Origin of the sequence: Ensifer sp. LC384 (assembly GCF_001695865.1) — a bacterium.
GTDB lineage: Bacteria > Pseudomonadota > Alphaproteobacteria > Rhizobiales > Rhizobiaceae > Ensifer.
On the sequence record NZ_MBST01000001.1, the window covers coordinates 15,722 to 36,027 of the forward strand.

Consider the following 20,306-nt stretch of genomic DNA (forward strand, 5'->3'; position numbering starts at 1 on the left):
CCCCCCGCACAACAGCAGCAAGCACACTGCCCCATCGCGAAGATCGCACAGCCACGTCGCGCCGGCCGCGCTTGCCCCGGCACGAACGAGAGGTCGAGCCGTTGGCGCACTCCGCCACGCCTTCTTCTGCCGAGGGGTATGGCGCACAGAAAATTCTCTGCAAATTCACAACAGGCATGACGTCGTCTCCGCAAGAATGGCCGCACGGGTTCGCCTCGCCTGAATCGACGATCGGTCTCCACGTGCGCTGCACCTGTTCTGGTTTTCCCCGCGCTCTCGCCGGCAAGCCGCCCGAACCCCGCTCATACTTCGCCGAGGCGGGTCCTTTCGAACCCGCGCACGATCACGCACCGAGATCGCGTGCGATCATCGGGGGCATGCGTCAGAAACGGCTTGCCGGCGCCGAAATGGAAGCGAGGGGCCACCGGGGAGGAGGTGGGCAGCAGCCCCTCGCTGTGATCGCCGCCGCGGCTGCGCCCGCGTGCCGGGTCGGCACGCAACGGACGCTGCCAACGCGCCACATGTCACCCACACCGAACCGATCGGGCAACCAGGCAGCAGGGCGACGATCAGTCTCGTCTATGGCCTCGCCCGTCGTTGCCGACGAAGCGAACGCCCCACAATTCCTTGGCCCCTCGCCCCTTCACCCAAGGGGTGAACGAGGGAGCGTCCCCCTCCTCGCCTTCAGCCGGCGGCGGCAAACCACCGGCAAGGGCAATGACGACAGTCGGGCCGAACATCAGTATTTCCTCCTGTCTCGCCACACCGGCGCGAACGCCTCGTCCATGGCCGGCCCGCTCCGGGTCGGAGCGGCATCCGGAAAACCCGGTCCCGTAAGAAGCGATTGACTGCTTGTTTCCGTTCATATCCTATCAATAATAGGATCCCGTCGCTTTATCAAGAGGAAAAATCCTATTGGACGCAGGAAACGAAATCTGGGATGCCATTCCGATGGATCAATTGCGGCACCTTATCCGGGAAGCAGTCGACGCGAAGAAGACGACCTACAAGGATCTGTCTATCGCGATCGGGAAAAACCACGCCTATATCCAACAGTTCGTCGAGCGCGAGAGCCCGCGCGAACTGCGTGAGCGCGACGTCCGCACGATCACCGACCTGATCAGCGCGACGCCGGACGCGGGCGAGGCCAGCCAACCCCGCAGCCCCACCGGCTTCAATCCGCAGATCGTTCCCGGCGAGCAGCTCGTCGGCCATCGCGATCTGCCGATCTTCGTCGCCGCCCAGGGCGGCGACGGCCATGTGATCGTCACCTTCGATGCCGTTGAATACGTCAAGCGCCCCTCGGTGCTCGAAGGCGTCAAGGGCGCCTATGGCATTTACCTCACCGGCACCTCGATGATCCCGGCCTATGAGCCCGGCGACATGGCCCTGGTGCATCCGCACCTGCCGCCCGCCCGCGACAAGGACGTCGTGCTCTATCACGTGCCGCCCGCCAACGATGCCGAGGCGATCATCAAGCGCCTCGTTTCGTTCAACGACCGGGAATGGACGCTGAAGCAGTACAATCCCTACCTGGAATTCACCGAGAGCCGGGTGGAATGGTCGTTCTGCCATCGGGTCGTCGGCAAATACAGCGCCCGCTGACGCCGCCTGGCATCACAGCTCAGTGGCAGCACCGCAGAGCAACACCATAACCATTTGAAAAACAAATATTTATCGCGTCGACGCAATGCCTGACCCTACGTCAGGCACCGATCAGGCAGCGAAAGCTGCCAATGTCAGCGTGACCGGCAGCAAGGTGCAGCAGATCCCGTCGATTGGCCGCGCGCCATTCCAGGTATGCGCGCACCAAACAATAAGCCCGAGAACCGACGGGCTCTCGGGCTACGGTTTTTCATCAGCATAACTCAAGCATGTCGCGCAAAAGTGCGCAGCGGTTTTGCGACAACGACATGCGCAAGAACAAGAGCTTAAAGCGCAGTAAGCGAATCCTAGAGGTCGCGACGCGCTTTAGGCGACGGCGCTACAGAGCGCGCGGACGAGCACGAAGCTCGAGCACCCCTTACAACAGCGCAGGCTGGTATTGCGCCGAGCCACTGACGGCGCACCCCATGCCAATACCGCCTCGTCGCGCACGACCTGACAACACCGGCGATGCGACACGACACGACACCGACGCACAGATTTACCTCACTGCGTTGCCGCACACATCTATGCGGCCATGACGTCCTGCACGTCAGACGGCAGGTCGCCGCCGATGAAAAGGATGGTCGCATCCTCGAATTCGCCGGTCGACAGATCCCCTGCCCGGCTGAATGCGACAACGCCCACCTTGGTCGATGCCAGCCTTTCGGCCAGCCTGAGCGCGTGGTCGGCCCCTGTCGCCTGCACTGGGATATCGGCGAGCAAGGCGCCCCTATTCCCCCGCGTGAAGCTCTGAACGACGAAGTATGTGACCATGTCATGCTCCTCTCTGCCATCTGCAATGGCAGGCCTAAGCTGACTCAATCAGCCGAACAAAACAAGAACAAATAAAGAGATATCGACAGCTCAGTCAGAAAAATCCTGCCGAAGATATTTTTCCTATTGACCATTATATAGGATTTTTCCTATCATTCGGTCATCAGTTGAAAACAGGGAAAGCCGGATCCGGCAACGCGTCTTGAGGCTCGTGCCGGCTCCCGGCTCCGTCGGCTTCGCCAGGGAGAAGGCATGACAGTGACACCGGCACGGAAAGCCACGTTTGCAGCCCCTTTCATCCAGAGCCGCGAGATCATCCTCGCGGTCACCACGCTTGGGCGCGGCCATTTCATCGAAGAAAGCGATTGCTTCGGCACCATCTTCGCCACTGCCGCCGATTGGCTGAAGACCCATGACGGCGAGCACACCACAAAACTCATCCGCTTCGACCTCGACGCGCTGCACGGCGAAGATATTTCCGAGACCGTCGCCGACGCCTGGCTCGACGATTTCGATCGCACGCCGGATGACGAACACCTGCTGCCCGCCTTCGTGCGCACGTCTCAAGCCTGGGAACGCTGGTGCGCGGATTTCGAGGCCCCGCATGGCGGTTTCGAGCAGGCCCGCCCCTTCGGCCAGCCCGGCCACGGCACGCTCAATCACCGCCAGCAGTTCGGAGCCCGGCCCTGATGGATATCGCGCTCGACAAGTCAGCGCTGTTTGCCGCCATGGAGGCCTTCTGGCAAACGGATACCGGCAACGACAAGGGTGTGGAGGCAGCCATCGCTGCCTATATCGAGCGCATGGGCCTTGCCCCTTTCAACGAGATGGCCGCCCGCAAGCGCGCCGCCCTTGCCGCCGCAACTACGAGGCACAAAGACAACAATCCGGAACAAGTCTTCGCGTTACAGGCCAAGGCAGCGAGGCCTGTAACGCGTTGAAAGCAAAATGTCAACATGATATGATTCTTGCGTGTAAATCATTGTGCGCCATCTAGTGCGGGAACCTAACACCGTGCCCCTATTGAACTATGTTTCAGACTACATTGTTGTAAAGCTTCGCGACGGCGGAGCGTTTGTGAATGTGTTAAAGCTTCACAAGCTGATGTACTATGTTCAAGCATGGAATCTCGCCTTTGGTCGCGGCCCATTCTTTTCTGGCCGGTTCCAAGCCTGGGTTCATGGCCCTGTCAGTCGAGACTTATACGACAGGTACCGAGATACAAAATCCATGTACTCCTCAGTGGGCGTGAGCGACATTGCGCCGGGATTTGACCCGAACCTGCTTACACCAAGTGAACGCGCGCATATTGATGCAGTCTTAGAGGTTTATGCCGACTTCACCGGAGATCAACTCGAGGAAATGACCCACCAGGAATTTCCTTGGCTGGAGGCACGTGCCGGGGTGGCGCCTTCGGCGAGGTCTGAGAATCTTATCTCCGAAGGAACTATGCAAGCATTCTACAGCGCAAGGCTTCCTACCGACCAATGAAGCCTGTTCTAGCGCACGGATCCAAGCCTGAAAAAGGACTAAGACCGCATGCGGGACATGTGCCCGAGAAACGGCTTTGGTCCTTTTCGATGCGATTCTGGCGCCAGATAGATTTGTTTGGCTTGGGATCTCTGGATGCAGGATGGTTCGTTTCCCTGTGCCAACGCATGTCGGCGCTCTGCGAGAGGAACCTAGACGAGTTTATGCGCGACAATGACGCGCGTGAGAGCTTTCGTTTTCATGCCATTGATTGGCAGGGAAAAAACGTCCCCGTCAGAAGGCAGGAGTTCGATTGGGTTCCGAAAAACTATCTTGAGAACGAAGTAGACTTTCCGTTTTATCAATTTCACGTGTCGCGCGCCCTTGGCCGCGTCGTCGGCTTCTTCGACGAAAATCAAGTTTTCAACATTCTAGTATTCGACCCAAACCATAATATCCAGCCGTCGCGACACAACGACTACAAGATTAGACCGACGAGATTCGGGCATTGCCAATACTCCTCATTAATATCAATTGCCGAAGAATATACGGGATCATGCACAAATCCTGGCTGCTCAGTGAAAGATGGCCTAAAGAAGAAACTTGAAGAAGAAGTGTTCGACCAAACACGAGGGATTATACTCTGCAAGATCTCAGACGACCACCACGATCGTTTTCGAAGCTTGCGATCTAAGGGACACGCAAGCGACATCTCAGAGATATTTGAGCTCGGATTAGTCGTTTATGAGGATTGCGCGAAATAAAGACTGACACTCATAAAATTTACTCCAAAAACAGACCGGCTAGATTGCCACAGGCGTTGATGAAAATCAGAAACGCCACCATCGCCGACTACGACAGCTTGGTCGCCCTCGATACCATCGCGGCTGACGATCCGGAGCGACGGGATCATATCAGGTCCTGGATTGAGGCAGGGTGCTGCCATGTGGCCGAAACGGATAAGTCTATCGGTGCCTATGGTGTACTGGCCTACCATTTCTTCGGAAACGGGTTCATCGAAATGGTCATGGTCGGAGAGCATTTTCGCCGCCAGGGCCTTGGAATGGCGCTCGTCCAGCATTTCAAAGCCATATGCGCGACGCCGAAACTCTTTGCATCAACGAATCTGTCCAATCAGCAGATGCAGATGCTTTTGAGCGCCGCTGGCTTTCGCACAAGCGGGTACATCGACAACCTCGATGAAAACGACCCCGAGATCGTGTTCTGTCTCCGTACCCCGTAGCCCCCCCACAGAGAAGACAGCATGGAAATTGTTGATTGCAAGGTTCCGTATTTCAGCCAGTGGGAAAGCCCGGCGATGACATTGGCGGTTCTGTCGGAGGGCGCGTCAGCCCTTCACCGCGATCCGCTTTGGCGCAATTCCGGCGCTGAGACGATTGAGGAATATGCGCGCTGGGCGGTGAACGTCTGCGGCATGGCCTGCCTGAAGATGATCCTTGCCGCACGCGGCGAATTACATCCGATCCTGTCGCTGGCGCGTGGCTGCACCGACTATGGCGGCTATGTCGTCAACGAAGCCGACGCCTCGATCAAGGGACTGATCTATACTCCCTTCGTGACCTTCGTCGGTGAGCGCTTCGGGCTTGCGGCCGAAACGATTACGAACATCGCGACGACTGACATTCCCGCGGTGCTTTCCGAACGCCGCTTCTTCATCGCCTCGGTCAGCAGCGCCATACGCTGGCCCGAGCGCGAACCGCCTTCGAAAGGCGGCCATCTCGTGCTGGTGACTGCCGCCTCGCGGCAGAGCGTCCGTTTTCACAATCCTTCCGGCCATGACCGGGCCAATCAAGCCGATGTCGTCGTGCCGCTCGCAACCTTCGACCGCTTCTTCGCCAATCGCGGTATCGCCGTCAGCTTCTGACCTCGCAACCGCTCCAAAATACCCAAGATAAAATACCCAATAAAGGCAGGCAGCATTCATCTGCGAAAATGCTAATAATCAAGCGGGGCAGGAACAGAGGGGAGTTACTCCATGCCGCGTCTAGCACAATTGTATTTCAAGACCGCGATCATCTTTCTGATCATCGGCATATCCATGGGCCTGCACATGGCCATCGGTCATGATCACAGCGCGATCGGCGCCCACGCCCACGCAAATCTGCTGGGATGGGTGACGATGGCGATCTTCGGGGGCTATCACGCGCTGAACCCGGCCAAGGCGCAGAAGCGCCTGGCGATGATCCAGTACTGCGTCTACACCGCCGGCGTCGCCGTGCTGGTGCCGTCGCTGTACCTGATGCTCACCGGCAGCCCGCAGCTGGAGCCGGTGGTCGCCATCGCGTCGATCATCATCTTCATCGGCGTGCTCTTGTTTGCGGCCATCATCTTCGGCAGCAGCGAGACCGTTTCGCGCCCGACCGCAGTGCCGTCGCGCTAAAGCATTTCCAGGAAAAGCGCGAAGCGGTTTTCCTTCAGGGAATGCTTGGAAACAAAGAGATAGAGCGTTTCTGCGGTTCCGTTTAAACCGGAAACGCTCTACAGCGCCGCGCCACCTCCATCTTTGCTTGCCGGTCCTGCGGAGTGACGCGCGCGCCGGTAAATTCAACGTGTCCGGCAATAAAAACAAGGACTAGCGCCGTTTCACGCCGGCACAGCCCACTCGACACCTCCCGAAACTTGGCGCAATCTGGAGGCGTCTGTTCGAGAGGTTGGCATGACCAGGTTGGCGCGAAAAAGTGGAACCACGCTGGATCTCGACGCGAGCCAGGTGCTGCGCATTCGCAAGACGGATCCACGCCTCGACGAGGATCTCGGCAACACGCTGATCAATGCTGGCCAGACCTTTTTCGTCCAGGAGGACGCGACGGCGGTCGCCGCCGCCGTCAAGGCCGAGCTGCCGTCCCTCTGTCGTTTCACCCATCGCCTCGGCGCGCCGGTCTGGATCAATGCACAGGCGGCCAAGGGGCCGATGCCGCTTGCGCCCAACCACCACGTCCCCGGCCTCGGCTCGGCGCTCGATATCGGCGGAAAGCGCCAATATGTGCGCGAAAGCCCGGAGGAGGTCAGAAGCGCGATCGCGGCGGCCGGTGGCGACGTCCAACCCATCCCGGAGGAAGGCCTCTGGGTGCAGGGAAGAGAGACACTGAGGGAGATCCTGGGCAGCCTCGAGGCCTGGGACGAAGAACTGTCGACGCTGGAATAGGCCCGACCTGCCCCAAGCCGGCGGCCCGCAGCCATGGTGCGGGCTCCCGCGGCCAGACCGGCAAAGTCCATTGTCGTATTTATTTCATCAGGCGTACCGGAATCGCCGAATCGGACCTTCCCCAGCCCGAGGGCGGCATAGTATTTACCGTACCGCGCAGTACGTTCCTTTTATGGACTGCGCTTCCCCGCACCTGAGCCATTTTGGGTGCTTGCTTGCCCCGCCATCGCGCGGGGCTTTTTCTTCCGCGGCACAGAGCATTTCCAGGAAAAGTGCGAAGCGGTTTTCCGTCAGGAAATGCGAAAAACAAAGAGACAGAGCGCTTCCATGACTCCGTCTAGGACTGAAACGCTCTAGTCAACCTTGAAGACCGCATCGCCGACGAAGACGATGACATATTGCCCCGCTGTCGTCGGCTCGTGCGCCCAGTTCGAAAGCTGCTGCGCATAGGGCTCGCGTTTCCAGATATCGGGAAAGTCCGGATCGACGAGCACCGTGATCTGCGGCCCTTGCCGGTAGATCATCATGTGCGAACGCGCCGGATCCCATTCGCGCCCGAGCCCTTCGTCCGTCATCCATCGACAGAGAAAATCCCGGCAAAGCTGCGGCCGCCGCTCATAGATCCGGCAGCCCTGTCCCTCGGCGCAATTCTCACACCATTCGTTGGCCGGTTTTGCCAACGCATCGATATCCGGCAGCCGACAACAGAGCGTGCAGGTGCCGCAGGCGCGATCGGCAGATAAGGTCTGGTTCATGGGCGCGTCCGTATCATCTCGCTGACGGAGGCGACAGAAAATTCGCCGACCGCGCCCACGATGCCGACAGCCTACATGACATCATCCTCGACCAAGACGACTTGAGCAGGCTCGTATGCTTGTAGCTGCTACTCTTTCTTCATTCGGAATTTCTCGTGGCAGGCGCCGCAATTCGTGGTTACCGCATTGAACTGAGTCTTCAATGCGTCGAGATCCTGCGGATTGGCAGCTACGGCAGCGGCCGTATCCACTCGGAGTTTCTCGGCGGCCGCTTTGAACGCGGGCATGTCTTGCCAAATTGCCGGCAAGGCGGCCGTGTCTCCAGTTTCACTACCTGCTGGAAACAAGACGTCCGCGTCGAATTTCTGTGCATTCTCGCTAAGGCCTTGGAGTGCGGCCATGGCAACGGCGGCGTCAAACGGCTTTTCTCCCTTGACCATGGGCGCGATGGTGCCGACCAGTTTACCGCGCTCCTTCATGATAGCCTTGCGGTCTGCAATTGGGTCAGCGAAGGCGGTGGAGCCCGTAAGCGCGAGTGCGGCGATGGCAAGAATGAGCGTTCTCATGAGCAAACCCTCTTGTTGCGGTTAAGCGACAACTAAAATACACGCAAAGAATCCAACCCCAACTCACGCTTTCGTGTCGACTTCAAATAGTTCAGCCGTGATTGCCAAAAGGAAACGCCCTCGGAGCTGTGTGGGCTGGACTGGTCACCCGCCGCGATGATCCGTGGCGATGCCCGCCGTCGCCGCCGAAATACGGAAAGTCGAAGCTCGGCAAAAGCTCCCGCTCGCGTGGCATTCCCGGGGACGCGATCTACCTCGCGGGGCAGTGCAGAAATGTCTCTTGCCCTTGCGTCACTCCGCCGGCTTAGTCAGCGCATCGCAGCAATACTCAGATAAGGCTAATGTCGCGATTCCGCTGCTCACTGTACCATGCGCCCACCGGTTGCGACCCTGGGGGCGGCAATGTTTCTGCAACGAACCGAAATTCGTGAGCCAACGATAGAGGTGCGGGAATTCGCTGGCGAAGGCAGGGTCGAAATCGACGAGCGCATTCTTTTCGACGACGAGGATTCCCATATCGTTCTGCTTCTGGAGATCCTGGCCGGCGACGTCATCTTCACGCTGCGTGGGCCGGATGTCGAAAACCTGGCCCAAGGCTTCGGCGATCGCGTGCGGCTCTATGTCATGCCCCCCGCCCGCCGCGCCTATGATGCTTTTCTGGAGATCCGCGCCCGGGCCGGCAGCCGGTTCCGCGCCGTCATCGCCCGCATTGGCGGCGCCTTCGTCGGCGGCGCCGACGCGCTGCCCTGCCGCGCCTGCAAGCAGGCCTGCAAACTGCTGATTTCCACCGTGCTCGCCTGTGTCGGCATGCCCAACCCTGAAGACCTGACGCCCGGCGAGGTGCTGCAGATGTCGGCCGAGCAGTCGCAGCATCTCGACGAGGCGCTCGGCCATGCCGGCATCCGCGGCCCGCTGGCGGAAGGACCGATCGGGACATTCCTCGCCCTGTTCGCGGAAAACTTCCGGAGCGTCGTCTGGTCCGCGTTGCAGACCGCGCAACAGGTCTTCGAGCTTCCCGACACGATCTACAGGCTCGCCAGCGAACGCCTCGGCTGCTGCCCATAAACCCGGCACGGCGCCGCGCGTCAAACATGACGAGCAAAGGACGCTGTAACGCTTTAAACTTGCTGCATAATTTCCTCCTTGAACCGACTCCGATTTAAGGAATTATGCAGTCGGCAGCCGAACCGCGGCGACAACGCAAAGCCGGCATCGTCGCTCGCCCTCTGTCTATCATTCCAGCGATTTTCCGATTTCATTTCTAGGGGCCAACCTGCACCGCCCTACGGGCCAACCGGCACTGCAAAACATTGCTCCGCCCTACAGCGCCGCGCGTCTTATCAGACGCGCAAAGGTCGCTGTAGCACTTTGAATCGCTGCATGTTTTTGTCCTTAAATCGGAGACGATTTAAGGACAAAAACATGCAGTAGGGCCGACCAGATATGGAGCCCGGATACGCAGTCATGAGAACACAACGATCAGTTCAACTGAAAGCAAGTGCCATCAGTCTCTTGAGCACCCTTCGATCAAACCCGTCATTCATCCATGATGGACCCTTCGGCTTGCGCCCCGTTGGGGCCACCATGGATTACCTGACGATGCTCTTTCACGCATGCGCATGCGGATCGTGGCGATGCGCCCAGACCGCCCAGGCCGACACGGCGGCCACGAGCAGCCCGAGGACGGCATGCGTCCACATCACGCTCATATTGGCCGTATAGCCGAGCACCCAGGGCGACACGACCAGCCATGCCCCAAGCGCCAGATTGGCCCACTCCTCCCACTCTGCGAAGACCGAGAGAGTAGCGTAGGCCAGCACACCAAGCGCAAGCCCAACCATCCAGGCATTCCAAGCCGGAACGGTTTCCATGCTATACCCGATCACCCAGGGAGAAAGGAAAAGGCACACTGCCAGCGCAAGATTGCACCAATCCTGCCCTCTTTTGCCTTCCATGAAATTGTACGCCATTTGACAACCTCCACGAATGAAGTTTCACCAAGGCGTTACTGCCAGCGCGCAGTTGCACGCCCTGGATTCGAAATGGTTGTTGCAAGTAGAAACTTCAAGTGGCTGTTCGCAAAGGACGTTCTGCCCGCTGCCGCAGGAAGGCGGCATCGGCTGGCGAATTGGCGAGAGCGATGGCAATGGCATAGGCCCTGGCCGCTTCCTCGGCCTGCCCCATCCGCGACAGCAGTTCCGCCCGTGCCGCGTGGTAGGGCTGGTAGTCCCGAAGCTCGCCGGCGAGCGCGTCGAGCGAGCGCATCGCCGGTTCCAGCCACCCGGCCTCGCAAAGCGCCACCGCCCGGTTGAGCCGGACGACGGGCGTCGGCTCCAGCCGCAGCAGGCTGTCGTAGAGCAAGACGATCTGCGCCCAGTCGGACGTTTCGCCCTGAACGTAGCAGGCGGCAATGGCGGCCTTGATCTGATAGGGCCCGGGTGCGCGCCGCTGCATGGCGGTATCGATCAGCCCAAGCCCCTCATCGATCTGCCCCCGGTCCCATTTCATCTGGTCCTGTTGGGCAAGCGGCACGGTGACACCATCGCCGCCGACGCGCGCCAGGCTGCGCGCATGGGTGATCAGCACGAGCGCGAGGCACCCCTCGATTTACCCCACCGGCCGGAAACGGCAGGCGGGGTCGGACAGACCGTTTGATGGCCCACGGTCAATAATAAGGCGACATGCACTGCGCTCTCACGCCGGCCCTCGGAACGTAGGTGTTGTCATAGGGCCGGTAGGTGCGACAGCACGACAGGCACCAGTCGACATGCGCCGAGCTATAGTCGCTCGGGCCCGGACGATACCGGGGTTCGCGGCGCTGGGGTTCGCGATATTGGGGCTGCCGGCTGCTGATCGCGCCGCCGATGAGCGCCTCACTGCACCTCGACGTGGTCATCGATGTTTGGGAGAGGTCGAACGGGCCTTGAGCGGTTGCGCGACAGGTTCCGATCGCCCCCGTGTCGCCCCATGCTTTTCCTGGATTGCGCCGGTGTTACTTGACGGTCACACCCATTGCGGGTGAGCCCTCGCTCGACCAGCAGGAACAGGGCTCGCCGGCCGGGCCCGCGCCATAGCTGCACTGCTTCTTCGGCGTCTTGCACTGTCTTGGGCTGCGCGCGTCAGCCAGCGCCTGCGCCTCGGCCGCCGCTGCAGCCTTGCCCTTCTTGCCGCTGGCCGGCTTCGTGTTGGCTTTTCCGGTCGGTTGCGCCTTTTCTGCCCCGGCCCGGGCATCCCGGGACGGGCCGGTTTCGCTGCAGGACGAAACAAGCAAGAGGGCAGCAACGGCGAAGGCAATTCCGGCGACGATCTTCATGCGATATCCGGTAATCCGACCGCCGCGAATTTTCAAGATGGCTCGCGTGCGGATTTACATGCCGAGCGGCGCGCATCCCAGCCCCTTGATGCAGGCTGTAGCCCGCATCCCACGCCAATCGCGAACGTTGCAGACGTAGGTCGGGCGCTTGAATACACGCCTCGGTTGACATATTTACCCGAAAAAGCAACTTCTCCCACATGAGCATGCGATGAACTTCCGTCTACTGGCCGCCAGCATGATCATCGGGTTGTTATGCATGATCGCACTCTACCTCTTCGCCCCAAGAACGGCCCCGAAGCAGATAACGGATGTCGAGTTCAAGAGGGCCGCCGAGTCTTTCATCAAGCGCCCCGGAGCCATGCAAGAGTGGGTCAAGATCTGCCGGCCATTGCTGATGCCGCAATTGCTGGACGCCAAGGTTGAAGGAGCATTGCTCTCGACGCGAACCGCCCAGGCAGAGGATGTCTGCCGACGTTTTCTGAACGTCATGGCTGATGGCCGGCTGACGATGAGCGAAATCAACAGCCAGCCAGACCCGTTTCCATTCAAAGTCGTCGAGGATGCGGAACGGAGCGAACCGCCTGTCGATAGGTAGTAGCGCAGCAGAGCACCGGCGGCATCAGCGGCGCGCTTTCTGCAAGGCGTCACGATACCCGCGGCTCATTGCAAGCCTCGGCCGTAGTCGCCTAGTAATTCAACAGTCGCATGTAGAGAATTGGTTGCCCGTCGCGGACCAAAGCGACACCCGCTTCGCCATACAGCGGGCCTTTTTTTTGGCTCCTGCAGAACCATAGCGAATCCCCCGGCGTCATGGCATCGAGCAGCGGCGCGAACACGATTTCGGGATCGGGAAAGCGTTCGACAATGTGCTGCGGGACACCACCAAGCTGTTGGAAGAGCCAGTCGCGAGCGTCCTCTGGGCTCGTTTCCCGCACCAACTCGAGATTTGTCGGATTACAATGCAGCCTCAGATTGCTCGCCATGGAAGAGCCTATCGCATTTCTCAACCAGAGCGTCAAGGAGCACGCGGATTTCCGCCTGCATGCAACCTGGTCTAGTCGGCTCTGCGCATCTTGTCTGCAAAAACGCCTAAGCTGGTGCCCGACCATTGAGAACAATCTAGCCGGATGCCCTCATCAGCCAGCTGGCAGAGGACGAGGCAATCGATGAGGCCGATACGGCCGTCCCAGCTGGGCGTCGACTGCAACGCACATGTGATCGAGGCGACTCTACATCAAACCTCGCACGGGCTCTCGGCTGGCTGAGCCGCAACTGCTCGTTTCCTCATGCTGAACGATCGGGCGCTCAGGGAACTGGTGCCGGGGGCGTGATCCCCTGGTAGTAATCACCTTCGCCGCCACCCCAGTACTCGTTCGTGTAGCGTTCGCGTGCGTCACCCAAAGTCCGTGCCGGCGGACGATAAAAACCGTAAGCGCCGTACATCGGCACCGGCTCCACATACACACTGCCCGTCGGCATGCGATCGACATAGACGCGGCCGGGTGCCGGCTCGTAATAGTAGTTGTCGGCAAAAGCCGGTGCCGTGGCCCCGGCAAAGGTGACGACAAATGCGACCCATGACATCTTCGTGGAAATTCTCATGGCGTTGCTCCTATCTCCGGTCGGGATTCAGCCCCGCCTGACGAGATACCAGGCAGCCTCTGCCTGCGGGCTCGCGCTGCCTGGCATGAATAACGCTTGATCGCTGCAACCGTTCCACCAATCAGTTGGTTTCAATGTGGCAAATTTGATGTTCTCTTGCCCCGGAAGTCAGGGGTTCCGGCGCGGCAAACAGGTCGATGGCAGATGCCCGCGCCCGGGCCCTCTCCTACAAATCGGCCGACGGTTTTCGCACTGAATGGCAGAAGCTGATGGCGAAAGAACTGTTCAAACGATTCCGCGAAGAGCGCATCGTCTTCCACGGTCTGCGGAAAAATGCGGCGATCAATCTGTTGGAAGTTGGGTGCACCGAGAACCAGGTCGGGGCGATCTGCAGCATGTCGGCGCAGATGGCTCAGCACTACGGCCGCGAGGTCGCGCTGCGGTCATTGGCCAAGGATGCAATGAAGCTGATGGCGGCCCGCTGGAGCGAGATCAAGCCGGCTGGCTTCCGGAACAGGAATGGAATGTGAATTGGAAACCGTTTCCAATCCGTTGGAAACCGGCAACGTTTTGCAGAACAGAAAATTGTAAATGAATCAGCGGCTTAAGGAAGTTTTGGTGGGTGATCACGGGCTCGAACCGTGGACCCGCTGATTAAGAGTCAGCTGCTCTACCAACTGAGCTAATCACCCATCCGGACCGCTTCGGTGTTTGTCGCTGCGGTCTGGAGGGGCGTATAAAGGCGTTCGTTCGGCTTGTCTAGCGTCCTTTGTAAAATTCTTTGGAAAAAATTTTGGCGGCGCCGAAAACGGGCTTTTTCCACAGGTGTCTGCCGCTCCTCGCGCCAATTTCGTTCGGGCGCCCACCTTAAGTCCCTGAAACAACACGTGGTCGTTTCAGGGCGCGGCCCGGGATGCCGCACCGGCGGCGAAAGCGTGCCGGCCGAAAGCGTGCCGCGGTTTCGGGACAAAGTCACGCATGGCAGCAAGGATCCAAAGTGCGCTCAGCAATTCCGCTCCTGCGCAGCGCCTTAGGGTCAGGACCTAAAGCAACAGCTCGCCGGCCGCGATTTTCACCGCATGGCCGCCGATGCGCGCCGTGTTGATCTGGCCGCCCGCCACGTCGAGATGCAGGTGGATGAAGGACGGCCGGCCCATCTCCACCCCCTGCTCGATCAGGAACGGGTGATGGCCGTCGACCAGCTGGTCGAAATGGTGGATGGCGCCGGAGAGAGCGGCGGCAGCCGCACCGGTTGCCGGGTCCTCGGCAATGCCCATCTCGGACTTAAACATGCGGGTGTGGAACCGCGCCGTGTGGTTGATGCCGCCGCGACAATAGAGATAGGCGGACGCAAGCCGCCCTTCGGCCAGCGGCGCCAGCTGCTCCCAGCGCTGCGGATCGAATTCGACGGTAGCCGCCGCAGAGACATCATGCATCGGCACCATGACGAAGGGGACGCCGGCGCTCCAGAACGACGGCACATGATTCTCGAAGCCGATCTGCGAGGTCTTGAGGCTCAGCGCGTCGGCGATCGCCCGGCGGTCGAAGCGAGCGTCGAGCCGGGTGGATTTGCGCGGCAGGTCGAATTCGGCAAAGCTCGCCTCGCCCGGCTTGATGCGCACGGCGCAGCGCACCGGCCCTACCTTCTCCTCCAGCACCTGCACGAGATCGGCGCCGTCCTCCGCCTTGCCGTGCGCCGCTTCGGCGATCGCCACTGCCGCGCCGACGGTCGGATGTCCGGCAAAGGGAAGCTCGCGTCCCGGCGTGAAAATGCGCAGCCGCGCCGTATGCGCCGCCCCGCCCGGCCGGCGGATGAACACCGTCTCCGAAAGGTTGAACTCCTGCGCGATCGTCTGCATCGCCTGATCGTCGAGTGTATCCGCGCCGAAGACGACGGCCAGCGGATTTCCCTCCAGCCGGTTCTGCGTGAAGACATCGTAGATCGCGTAGCTGAGCGGCATTTATTTCCCCTTGCGAATATAGTTCGGCCACGAACTTGCAATGTCGTCGCCCGGGCGGCAAGCGTAAAAACGCCGCCACGCACCGGGCTCACCGCTGTCGGGAACCCCGCTCGGCACCGGGCGAAAACCAGCCGAAGACGCTGCCGCCATGGGCTTCCAATCACACCTCGGAGCCGTAATTGTGCGAGCACGCCCCCTGCCGGTGCCGGGAAAGTGATCACTACAGCCGGCAAGGCTCGACCACCCGACCGATTTGGTGTTGGTCTAATACCAGCGCAGGTTGGTATAGGCTGGCAGCGCAGTTTCAGGCAGCCGGCGCATGCGTCGAGCCGCACATGCTCCAGACCGGCCATGGCCGGGAACGGACGGGCCTCGACCGGGAGATCACGCGCAATTGGCTCACCCGGTCTTTCGGCCCGACGGACATCTGACGGGGCAACGCTCCCCCGTTCAACCCTCGATGACCCAAGGGTTCACCGCTTTCCGTCAAACAGCCAGGTGAGGATCGGCGCTATGAAGGGCGGATAGTTGTGCGCCCCGGGGTCTGGCCCCCAGATCGCGATCGCCTCGTCGATCTCGGGCTCCGGATCGGCGGCGATATGTGCCGCCACCCCGGCAACCAGCGCTTCGGCCGTTTCCGCCACGCGGTAGAGCCGGAACACGGTCACAGCGCGCTCCATATGCAGCACGTGATAGCCCGGCTCGGCCGCCGCCGCGTCGAGGTCGATGCCGGTTTCCTCCAGCGCCTCGCGGCGGATATTGCCCGCGATGTCGCAGCGGCCGTTTATCACGTCGTCCGGCTCCAGCGAGCCCGACGGGCTGTAGACCCGGGCCGGATTGGCCGTGTGCGAGCCCATGCGCACCAGGATCAGGGCACCGTCGGATGACAGGATCACCGGCATGGCGAACAGGTGGAAGGCGGCGTTCGCGCGGGTCTTGCGCCACCACAGAAAGGTCGAATAGGGCACCACATGCCCCTCGCCGACCACCCGGCCGTTTTCGATCCGAAGCGCCCGCTGCAACACCATCTGCCCGTCGAAGAGATGAGGGTTGGCGGCGATCTCCGCCTGCCAGTTCGCCTGCGCCTGATCCACCTGATCAAGATGGAAGGGATGCGGGCCGTCCTTGACCCGGATATCGACGCCGGAGATCGGCAGGATCACGCCTTCCTCGGGCCAATGGGCAAGGTTGCTTTCGAGAGCGTCCATCGTCACACGTCCAGCGTGATTGCCACGGGGCAATGGTCCGATGCCTTCGGCCGGTCCCAGCCGGTGCGCGGATAGCGCTCCACCTCCTGCCCCGGCGGAAAGATCGTGCGGAAGGGCTGGCCGCCGCGGATGATTTCCGGAACCTGGCTCGCATTGCGCTGCGCCAGTGCCGGCGACAGCCAGATATAGTCGAGCTGGCAGAGGTGCCGCTCCTGCGGCCCGCGGCTGTGAAACAGCGTCCAGCGGTCGAGCACCGGCCGGCGCAGCATCGGGTTTTCGACGAAGCCGTCCGCGGTCAGCACGTCGAGCGCGCTTTCCTGCTCCTCGCGCGGCACGAACTCGTAGCCGTTGCGCCGGTCGCCGAGAACATCGACCTTTTCCTGGTAGTCGTTCATGTCGCCGCAGATCGCGAACATCTTGTCGGCGGTGTGCCCGCGTCCGAAACGGCTTTCGATGATGTGGCGCACGGCCTTGGCCTCCGCCACGCGCACCGGCATCGTCGCCTGGCGCCCGTCGAGCCCGTCGCGCGCCGGCCCCATGGATTTGAAATGCACGACATAGAGCGTCAGCGGCCGCCCGCCGATCCTTAAATCCAGCTCCAGGCAATCGCGCTTGAAGATCCGGTCGTTCGGCCGGTTGGTGGAAGCCAGCGCGTCGTTGAAGATATCCAGATCCGCATAGGTCAGCCCCGCATGGCTCTTGACCTCGAGGCATTCGATCGGCTGGCCGTCGAGCGTTTCCTCGCGCATCAGCACCGCCACGTCGATCCCGCGCGAATCATTGCCCTCGATCAGGTATTTCTGGCGATAGCCGTTACCGACCATGCGGAAGAGATAGTTGTATTCGAAGGCCTGCAGCGACGCCATGTTGTCGGCCTCCTGCAGGCAAAGGATATCCGCGTCGCAATCGGCAATCGCAAGCGCCGACATCTGCCGCGTATCGTCCGTATGCGCGATCGTGCGCGCCTCCTCCAGCCGCTGATACTCGGCCTCCGTCTTCACATCGAAGAGTCTCAGCACCCGGTCCTGCTTGAGCTGATTGCGGAAGCCGGAAAAGTCGAAGCGGCTCATGAGATTTTCAATATTGAAGGTGGCAAGTCGAAGGGACATCAAGCAATTCCATGGCATCAAGTGCGGTGGAGCTTAGGCATTGAAGCGCAAATGTCGAGGGTGATTTGGTGGGAGGCGCGCGAGACGCCGCTGCTGCAAACTCACGCCGGACCCTGCCCAACAGGACAGAAAGATCTCAACGAACGCTGTTACAGCGCCGCGCGTCAAATATGACGCGCAAAGGACGCTGTAACGCTTTAAACTTGCTGCATGATTTTGTCCTTAAATCGGATCCGATTTAAGGAATTATGCAGTAAAGACTGTGTCAGGAGATGGCGGTGATCTCGAGTTCCTGATCGCCGACACCAACGACATCGCCAACAGCCTTGCCCATCAGGATCCGTGCCACAGGCGAAACATAGGAAATCGAGCCGGCCTTCGGGTCGGCCTCGTCCTCGCCGACGATGCGATAGGTCTGCACCCGGCCGTCGTCGCGGCTGAAGGTGACGGTGCTGCCGAAGGCGACGGTGTCGGTCGAGGTCGGGGCGGCGACGAACTGGGCGGTGTGCAGGCGTTCGGCAAGATAGCGCAGGTCGCGCAAGGGACCGGCCGCCTGCCGCCGGCGCTCGTTCACGTCCTCGATCGTGCTGGTCGCATCATAGGCCTCGCGCGCTTGGGCGGCCTGCTGCTCCAGAGCCTTCAGGCCCGCTTCGGTGACAAGGTTCGGATGGGGCGAAACCGGGCGGTCGGGCAGCAGGGTTTCCGCCGCGGTTTCGGCACTTTCTTCCTTGGTGAAGGCAACGCTCAATCTCAATCTCCGTATCGGCGCGATGCGCGCCCCGCGCGTGGGGTCACAGCCCCCTCGTTTGTCGGGACCGTGCATAGGACGACGATGGACGAACCGGCAATACCGACCTGTCGCCGGCAGACGTCGATCAACACTATACGACCAATGGTCACTGACGATCAAATCAGCTCAGCCTTAGAGGCCCACGTGTCACGCAGCACTCAGCGGCCGCATCCGCCCTCCAGCCAGTCGGCAAAGACCCGGAAGCAGCACCGCAGGTGCAGGTGGTGTGGAACAATAGATAACCGTGTCCTTATGTGTCCGACCCAAAATCCGATTTGTCCTCAAGGGCAATAAAAAGAGAACATTTCTCCGTCGCGTCCCGATGACCCTACGCGGTTCTTCGGAACGTATCCTTGGGAGGAATACAAATGATCAATTTTCTTCGGAAAAAATTGCCGGCCTCAGCGTGGCCGGGCAAGACTTTCGCGGCCAGCCTGCTGCTTGCGTCGTCGCTCGGGGGTTTCAACGGCGCAGCGGCGCAAAGCCTTGACCCCAATCTGAAGGACGGACCGCAAGGCTCGACCTTCTGGGATGACGTTCCGCCGGAGGTTCCGGCCGATGCCAAGCGCGGCGACATCTACTGGGTGCAGCAACGACAGGATGCTCCGGAAGGGTCGAGGGGATGGAACATCATCTATGTGACAGAGGGCGCGGATGGCGCACTCACCTATGTTTCGGGAGAGATCTACGTTCCGAACCAGGCCGGCAACGGGCCTCGGCCACTTGTCCTGTGGAATCATGAAACCGCGGGGACGCAGGACAGTTGCGCACCGTCACGCCGCAATCTTGTCAGCGCTTATGGGCCGCGCATCCCTGCGCTCAAGGACCTCCTGGCTCGCGGCTATGTCGTCGTCGGGAGCGACTACCAGGGTCTCGGCACCCCAGGTGCCACAGCCTACCTCAATGGTTCGGCACAGGCGCACGCTTCCCTCGATGCCGCCCGCGTTGCACTGAAATTTCCGGGCGCAAATGCCGACAAGCGCTTCACCGCCTATGGCTGGTCGCAAGGCGGTCAGACGTCGCTGTGGGTTGCGCATATCCAGGAGGAATACGCACCGGAGCTCGAGCTTCTCGGCGTCGGCGCAATCGCGCCTGCCTCCCGCCATTGGGACCTTACCGAATATGACCTGACGACGACGACAACGGGTGGATATTACATCTCTCGCATGGCCGGTCTGAATGTCGGCCACCCCGAACTGAAGCTGCGCGACGTGGTCTCCGTCGATGGCCTCGAAATGCTCGAGAAAATGAGCGCTGGCTGTTGGGACATCGCCGCCGCGACCGGGGGCCATCCAACGACCCTGTTTGCCAACCAGGAAGGTCTCGCACCGGGCAAGCCCTGGCGCGTCCGTCTCGAAGAAAACGACAAGTTTCTTCCGGTCAAGAACGTGCCATTCGTCTTCTTCCAGGGCGACAAGGATGACGCCGTACCGGAGAGCCTGACCCTCAAGGTCGCGCAGGATATTTGCGCGCAATCGACCGCGGTGGACTACCGCAAGAGCGCCGGCCTGGACCATGAAAACATCGTGCCAGTCGCAGCCGCAGCCCTGCCCGCGTGGTTTGGCGAACGATTTGAAGGAAAAAAGCCCGTCGATAGCTGTTCGGCGCTGAAGTAGCACCTTTGCTCGCCGGTACGTGCCCGGGAAAAGATGGGCGCGCGGGGCCGCCGAACGGGCAGCCGAAGGCCGCGTCGATCGCGCGCAGCAGCAATGCGTCGGGGCCGGTTACGCGAGCGACGTCTCGAAAACCATAACCTGGAGGTTTATCATCAGCCCACGGTGCCCCGCGCCATGGGCTGAGATAAACGCCTTCGCAAGGCGCATCGCACCAGACGGTTGATACACGCCCAGGCCTGGCCTGGCCGCTCACCCTGACCCTCTCCCCGCCTGCGGGGAGAGGGTGGCCGGCAGGTCGGATGAAGGGCAGCAAAAACAAAGAGCGC

The 20,306-nt window shown here is 60.8% G+C and carries 27 protein-coding genes and 1 tRNA gene; 13 read left to right on the forward strand and 15 right to left on the reverse strand.

The genetic code is table 11. From position 1 onward, the window contains the following. Window positions 1-569 precede the first annotated feature (569 nt). The gene (locus BC363_RS34995; protein WP_161491349.1) at window positions 570-740 is read right to left on the reverse strand and encodes a hypothetical protein; all 171 of its coding nucleotides are present in this window, start codon (window positions 738-740) and stop codon (window positions 570-572) included. A 175-nt stretch (window positions 741-915) separates the two neighbouring features. On the opposite strand from BC363_RS34995, the gene BC363_RS00085 reads away from it, so the two are divergent. Next, a complete protein-coding gene (locus tag BC363_RS00085; RefSeq protein ID WP_065786960.1) occupies window positions 916-1,605 on the forward strand; it encodes a S24 family peptidase in 690 nt (229 codons plus the stop codon). A gap of 567 nt (window positions 1,606-2,172) precedes the next feature. Here the strand turns inward: BC363_RS00085 and BC363_RS00090 are convergent. Next, the gene (locus BC363_RS00090; protein WP_065786959.1) at window positions 2,173-2,421 is read right to left on the reverse strand and encodes a hypothetical protein; all 249 of its coding nucleotides are present in this window, start codon (window positions 2,419-2,421) and stop codon (window positions 2,173-2,175) included. Window positions 2,422-2,673: 252 nt separating this feature from the next. Here BC363_RS00090 and BC363_RS00095 point away from each other — a divergent pair, with 252 nt between their 5' ends. The 8 genes from BC363_RS00095 to BC363_RS00130 all read left to right on the forward strand — a co-directional run bounded on the left by BC363_RS00095 (window position 2,674) and on the right by BC363_RS00130 (window position 7,057). Beyond that, window positions 2,674-3,111 (forward strand): hypothetical protein, encoded by a 438-nt coding sequence (locus BC363_RS00095; protein ID WP_065786958.1) that lies wholly within the window; start codon window positions 2,674-2,676, stop codon window positions 3,109-3,111. Then, window positions 3,111-3,362 carry a hypothetical protein gene (locus BC363_RS00100; RefSeq protein ID WP_065786957.1) on the forward strand — a complete coding sequence of 84 codons (252 nt, stop codon included), beginning with the start codon at window positions 3,111-3,113 and terminating at the stop codon, window positions 3,360-3,362. The genes BC363_RS00095 and BC363_RS00100 overlap by 1 nt, the downstream gene beginning before the upstream one ends. Before the next feature lie 73 nt (window positions 3,363-3,435). Beyond that, complete coding sequence (locus BC363_RS00105; RefSeq protein ID WP_065786956.1) at window positions 3,436-3,912, forward strand: type II toxin-antitoxin system antitoxin SocA domain-containing protein; 477 nt, start codon at window positions 3,436-3,438, stop codon at window positions 3,910-3,912. Continuing rightward, window positions 3,909-4,655, forward strand: coding sequence for a hypothetical protein (locus BC363_RS00110; RefSeq protein WP_141690190.1), 747 nt, complete (start codon window positions 3,909-3,911; stop codon window positions 4,653-4,655). Before BC363_RS00105 ends, BC363_RS00110 begins: the two co-directional genes overlap by 4 nt. Window positions 4,656-4,714: 59 nt before the next feature. Continuing rightward, the gene (locus tag BC363_RS00115; protein WP_065786954.1) at window positions 4,715-5,134 is read left to right on the forward strand and encodes a GNAT family N-acetyltransferase; all 420 of its coding nucleotides are present in this window, start codon (window positions 4,715-4,717) and stop codon (window positions 5,132-5,134) included. Window positions 5,135-5,155: 21 nt separating this feature from the next. Continuing rightward, window positions 5,156-5,776, forward strand: coding sequence for a C39 family peptidase (locus BC363_RS00120; protein ID WP_065786953.1), 621 nt, complete (start codon window positions 5,156-5,158; stop codon window positions 5,774-5,776). A gap of 111 nt (window positions 5,777-5,887) precedes the next feature. After that, on the forward strand, window positions 5,888-6,292 hold the full coding sequence (locus tag BC363_RS00125; protein WP_065786952.1) for a hypothetical protein: 405 nt from the start codon (window positions 5,888-5,890) through the stop codon (window positions 6,290-6,292). A 276-nt stretch (window positions 6,293-6,568) separates the two neighbouring features. Further along, entirely contained in the window at window positions 6,569-7,057 is a 489-nt protein-coding gene (locus BC363_RS00130; RefSeq protein WP_065786951.1) for a hypothetical protein, read from the forward strand. 353 nt (window positions 7,058-7,410) lie between these two features. Here the strand turns inward: BC363_RS00130 and BC363_RS00135 are convergent, their stop codons facing one another. Together BC363_RS00135 and BC363_RS00140 are read right to left on the reverse strand one after the other, a co-directional pair. Further along, window positions 7,411-7,812 carry a hypothetical protein gene (locus BC363_RS00135; RefSeq protein WP_065786950.1) on the reverse strand — a complete coding sequence of 134 codons (402 nt, stop codon included), beginning with the start codon at window positions 7,810-7,812 and terminating at the stop codon, window positions 7,411-7,413. 128 nt (window positions 7,813-7,940) lie between these two features. After that, the gene (locus BC363_RS00140; RefSeq protein ID WP_065786949.1) at window positions 7,941-8,378 is read right to left on the reverse strand and encodes a cytochrome c; all 438 of its coding nucleotides are present in this window, start codon (window positions 8,376-8,378) and stop codon (window positions 7,941-7,943) included. 402 nt (window positions 8,379-8,780) lie between these two features. On the opposite strand from BC363_RS00140, the gene BC363_RS00145 reads away from it, so the two are divergent. Further along, window positions 8,781-9,443, forward strand: coding sequence for a hypothetical protein (locus tag BC363_RS00145; protein WP_065786948.1), 663 nt, complete (start codon window positions 8,781-8,783; stop codon window positions 9,441-9,443). 542 nt (window positions 9,444-9,985) lie between these two features. Here the strand turns inward: BC363_RS00145 and BC363_RS00150 are convergent. The 4 genes from BC363_RS00150 to BC363_RS00160 all read right to left on the reverse strand — a co-directional run bounded on the left by BC363_RS00150 (window position 9,986) and on the right by BC363_RS00160 (window position 11,691). Continuing rightward, on the reverse strand, window positions 9,986-10,348 hold the full coding sequence (locus BC363_RS00150; protein WP_065786947.1) for an SPW repeat protein: 363 nt from the start codon (window positions 10,346-10,348) through the stop codon (window positions 9,986-9,988). 94 nt (window positions 10,349-10,442) lie between these two features. After that, window positions 10,443-10,985 (reverse strand): DUF6596 domain-containing protein, encoded by a 543-nt coding sequence (locus tag BC363_RS00155; RefSeq protein ID WP_348272186.1) that lies wholly within the window; start codon window positions 10,983-10,985, stop codon window positions 10,443-10,445. A gap of 58 nt (window positions 10,986-11,043) precedes the next feature. Beyond that, window positions 11,044-11,274 carry a BA14K family protein gene (locus BC363_RS36185; RefSeq protein WP_083222371.1) on the reverse strand — a complete coding sequence of 77 codons (231 nt, stop codon included), beginning with the start codon at window positions 11,272-11,274 and terminating at the stop codon, window positions 11,044-11,046. A 96-nt stretch (window positions 11,275-11,370) separates the two neighbouring features. Continuing rightward, a complete protein-coding gene (locus BC363_RS00160) occupies window positions 11,371-11,691 on the reverse strand; it encodes a hypothetical protein (protein ID WP_065786945.1) in 321 nt (106 codons plus the stop codon). Window positions 11,692-11,929: 238 nt separating this feature from the next. Here BC363_RS00160 and BC363_RS00165 point away from each other — a divergent pair, with 238 nt between their 5' ends. After that, entirely contained in the window at window positions 11,930-12,289 is a 360-nt protein-coding gene (locus BC363_RS00165; protein ID WP_139109867.1) for a hypothetical protein, read from the forward strand. A gap of 91 nt (window positions 12,290-12,380) precedes the next feature. Here BC363_RS00165 and BC363_RS00170 read toward each other — a convergent pair whose 3' ends face one another. Continuing rightward, the gene (locus tag BC363_RS00170; protein WP_065786943.1) at window positions 12,381-12,677 is read right to left on the reverse strand and encodes a hypothetical protein; all 297 of its coding nucleotides are present in this window, start codon (window positions 12,675-12,677) and stop codon (window positions 12,381-12,383) included. A gap of 322 nt (window positions 12,678-12,999) precedes the next feature. After that, entirely contained in the window at window positions 13,000-13,296 is a 297-nt protein-coding gene (locus tag BC363_RS00175; protein ID WP_065786942.1) for a hypothetical protein, read from the reverse strand. Between the two features lie 197 nt (window positions 13,297-13,493). Between BC363_RS00175 and BC363_RS00180 the strand changes: the two genes are divergently transcribed. Then, window positions 13,494-13,826, forward strand: a complete 333-nt coding sequence (locus BC363_RS00180) for a hypothetical protein (protein WP_065786941.1) — start codon at window positions 13,494-13,496, stop codon at window positions 13,824-13,826. A gap of 86 nt (window positions 13,827-13,912) precedes the next feature. Here BC363_RS00180 and BC363_RS00185 read toward each other — a convergent pair. The 5 genes from BC363_RS00185 to greA form a co-directional block, all read right to left on the reverse strand. After that, a tRNA-Lys gene (locus BC363_RS00185) sits at window positions 13,913-13,988 on the reverse strand. Between the two features lie 351 nt (window positions 13,989-14,339). Then, window positions 14,340-15,257, reverse strand: coding sequence for a PhzF family phenazine biosynthesis protein (locus BC363_RS00190; RefSeq protein WP_065786940.1), 918 nt, complete (start codon window positions 15,255-15,257; stop codon window positions 14,340-14,342). Between the two features lie 473 nt (window positions 15,258-15,730). Next, window positions 15,731-16,465: an NUDIX hydrolase gene (locus BC363_RS00195; RefSeq protein ID WP_065786939.1), complete on the reverse strand. Its 735-nt coding sequence runs from the start codon at window positions 16,463-16,465 to the stop codon at window positions 15,731-15,733. A gap of 2 nt (window positions 16,466-16,467) precedes the next feature. Further along, window positions 16,468-17,574 (reverse strand): endonuclease/exonuclease/phosphatase family protein, encoded by a 1,107-nt coding sequence (locus tag BC363_RS00200; protein WP_065786938.1) that lies wholly within the window; start codon window positions 17,572-17,574, stop codon window positions 16,468-16,470. Between the two features lie 265 nt (window positions 17,575-17,839). Continuing rightward, window positions 17,840-18,322, reverse strand: a complete 483-nt coding sequence (gene greA, locus BC363_RS00205) for a transcription elongation factor GreA (protein WP_065786937.1) — start codon at window positions 18,320-18,322, stop codon at window positions 17,840-17,842. Between the two features lie 410 nt (window positions 18,323-18,732). On the opposite strand from greA, the gene BC363_RS00210 reads away from it, so the two are divergent. Then, entirely contained in the window at window positions 18,733-19,980 is a 1,248-nt protein-coding gene (locus tag BC363_RS00210) for a lipase family protein (protein WP_065786936.1), read from the forward strand. Window positions 19,981-20,306: the final 326 nt, after the last annotated feature.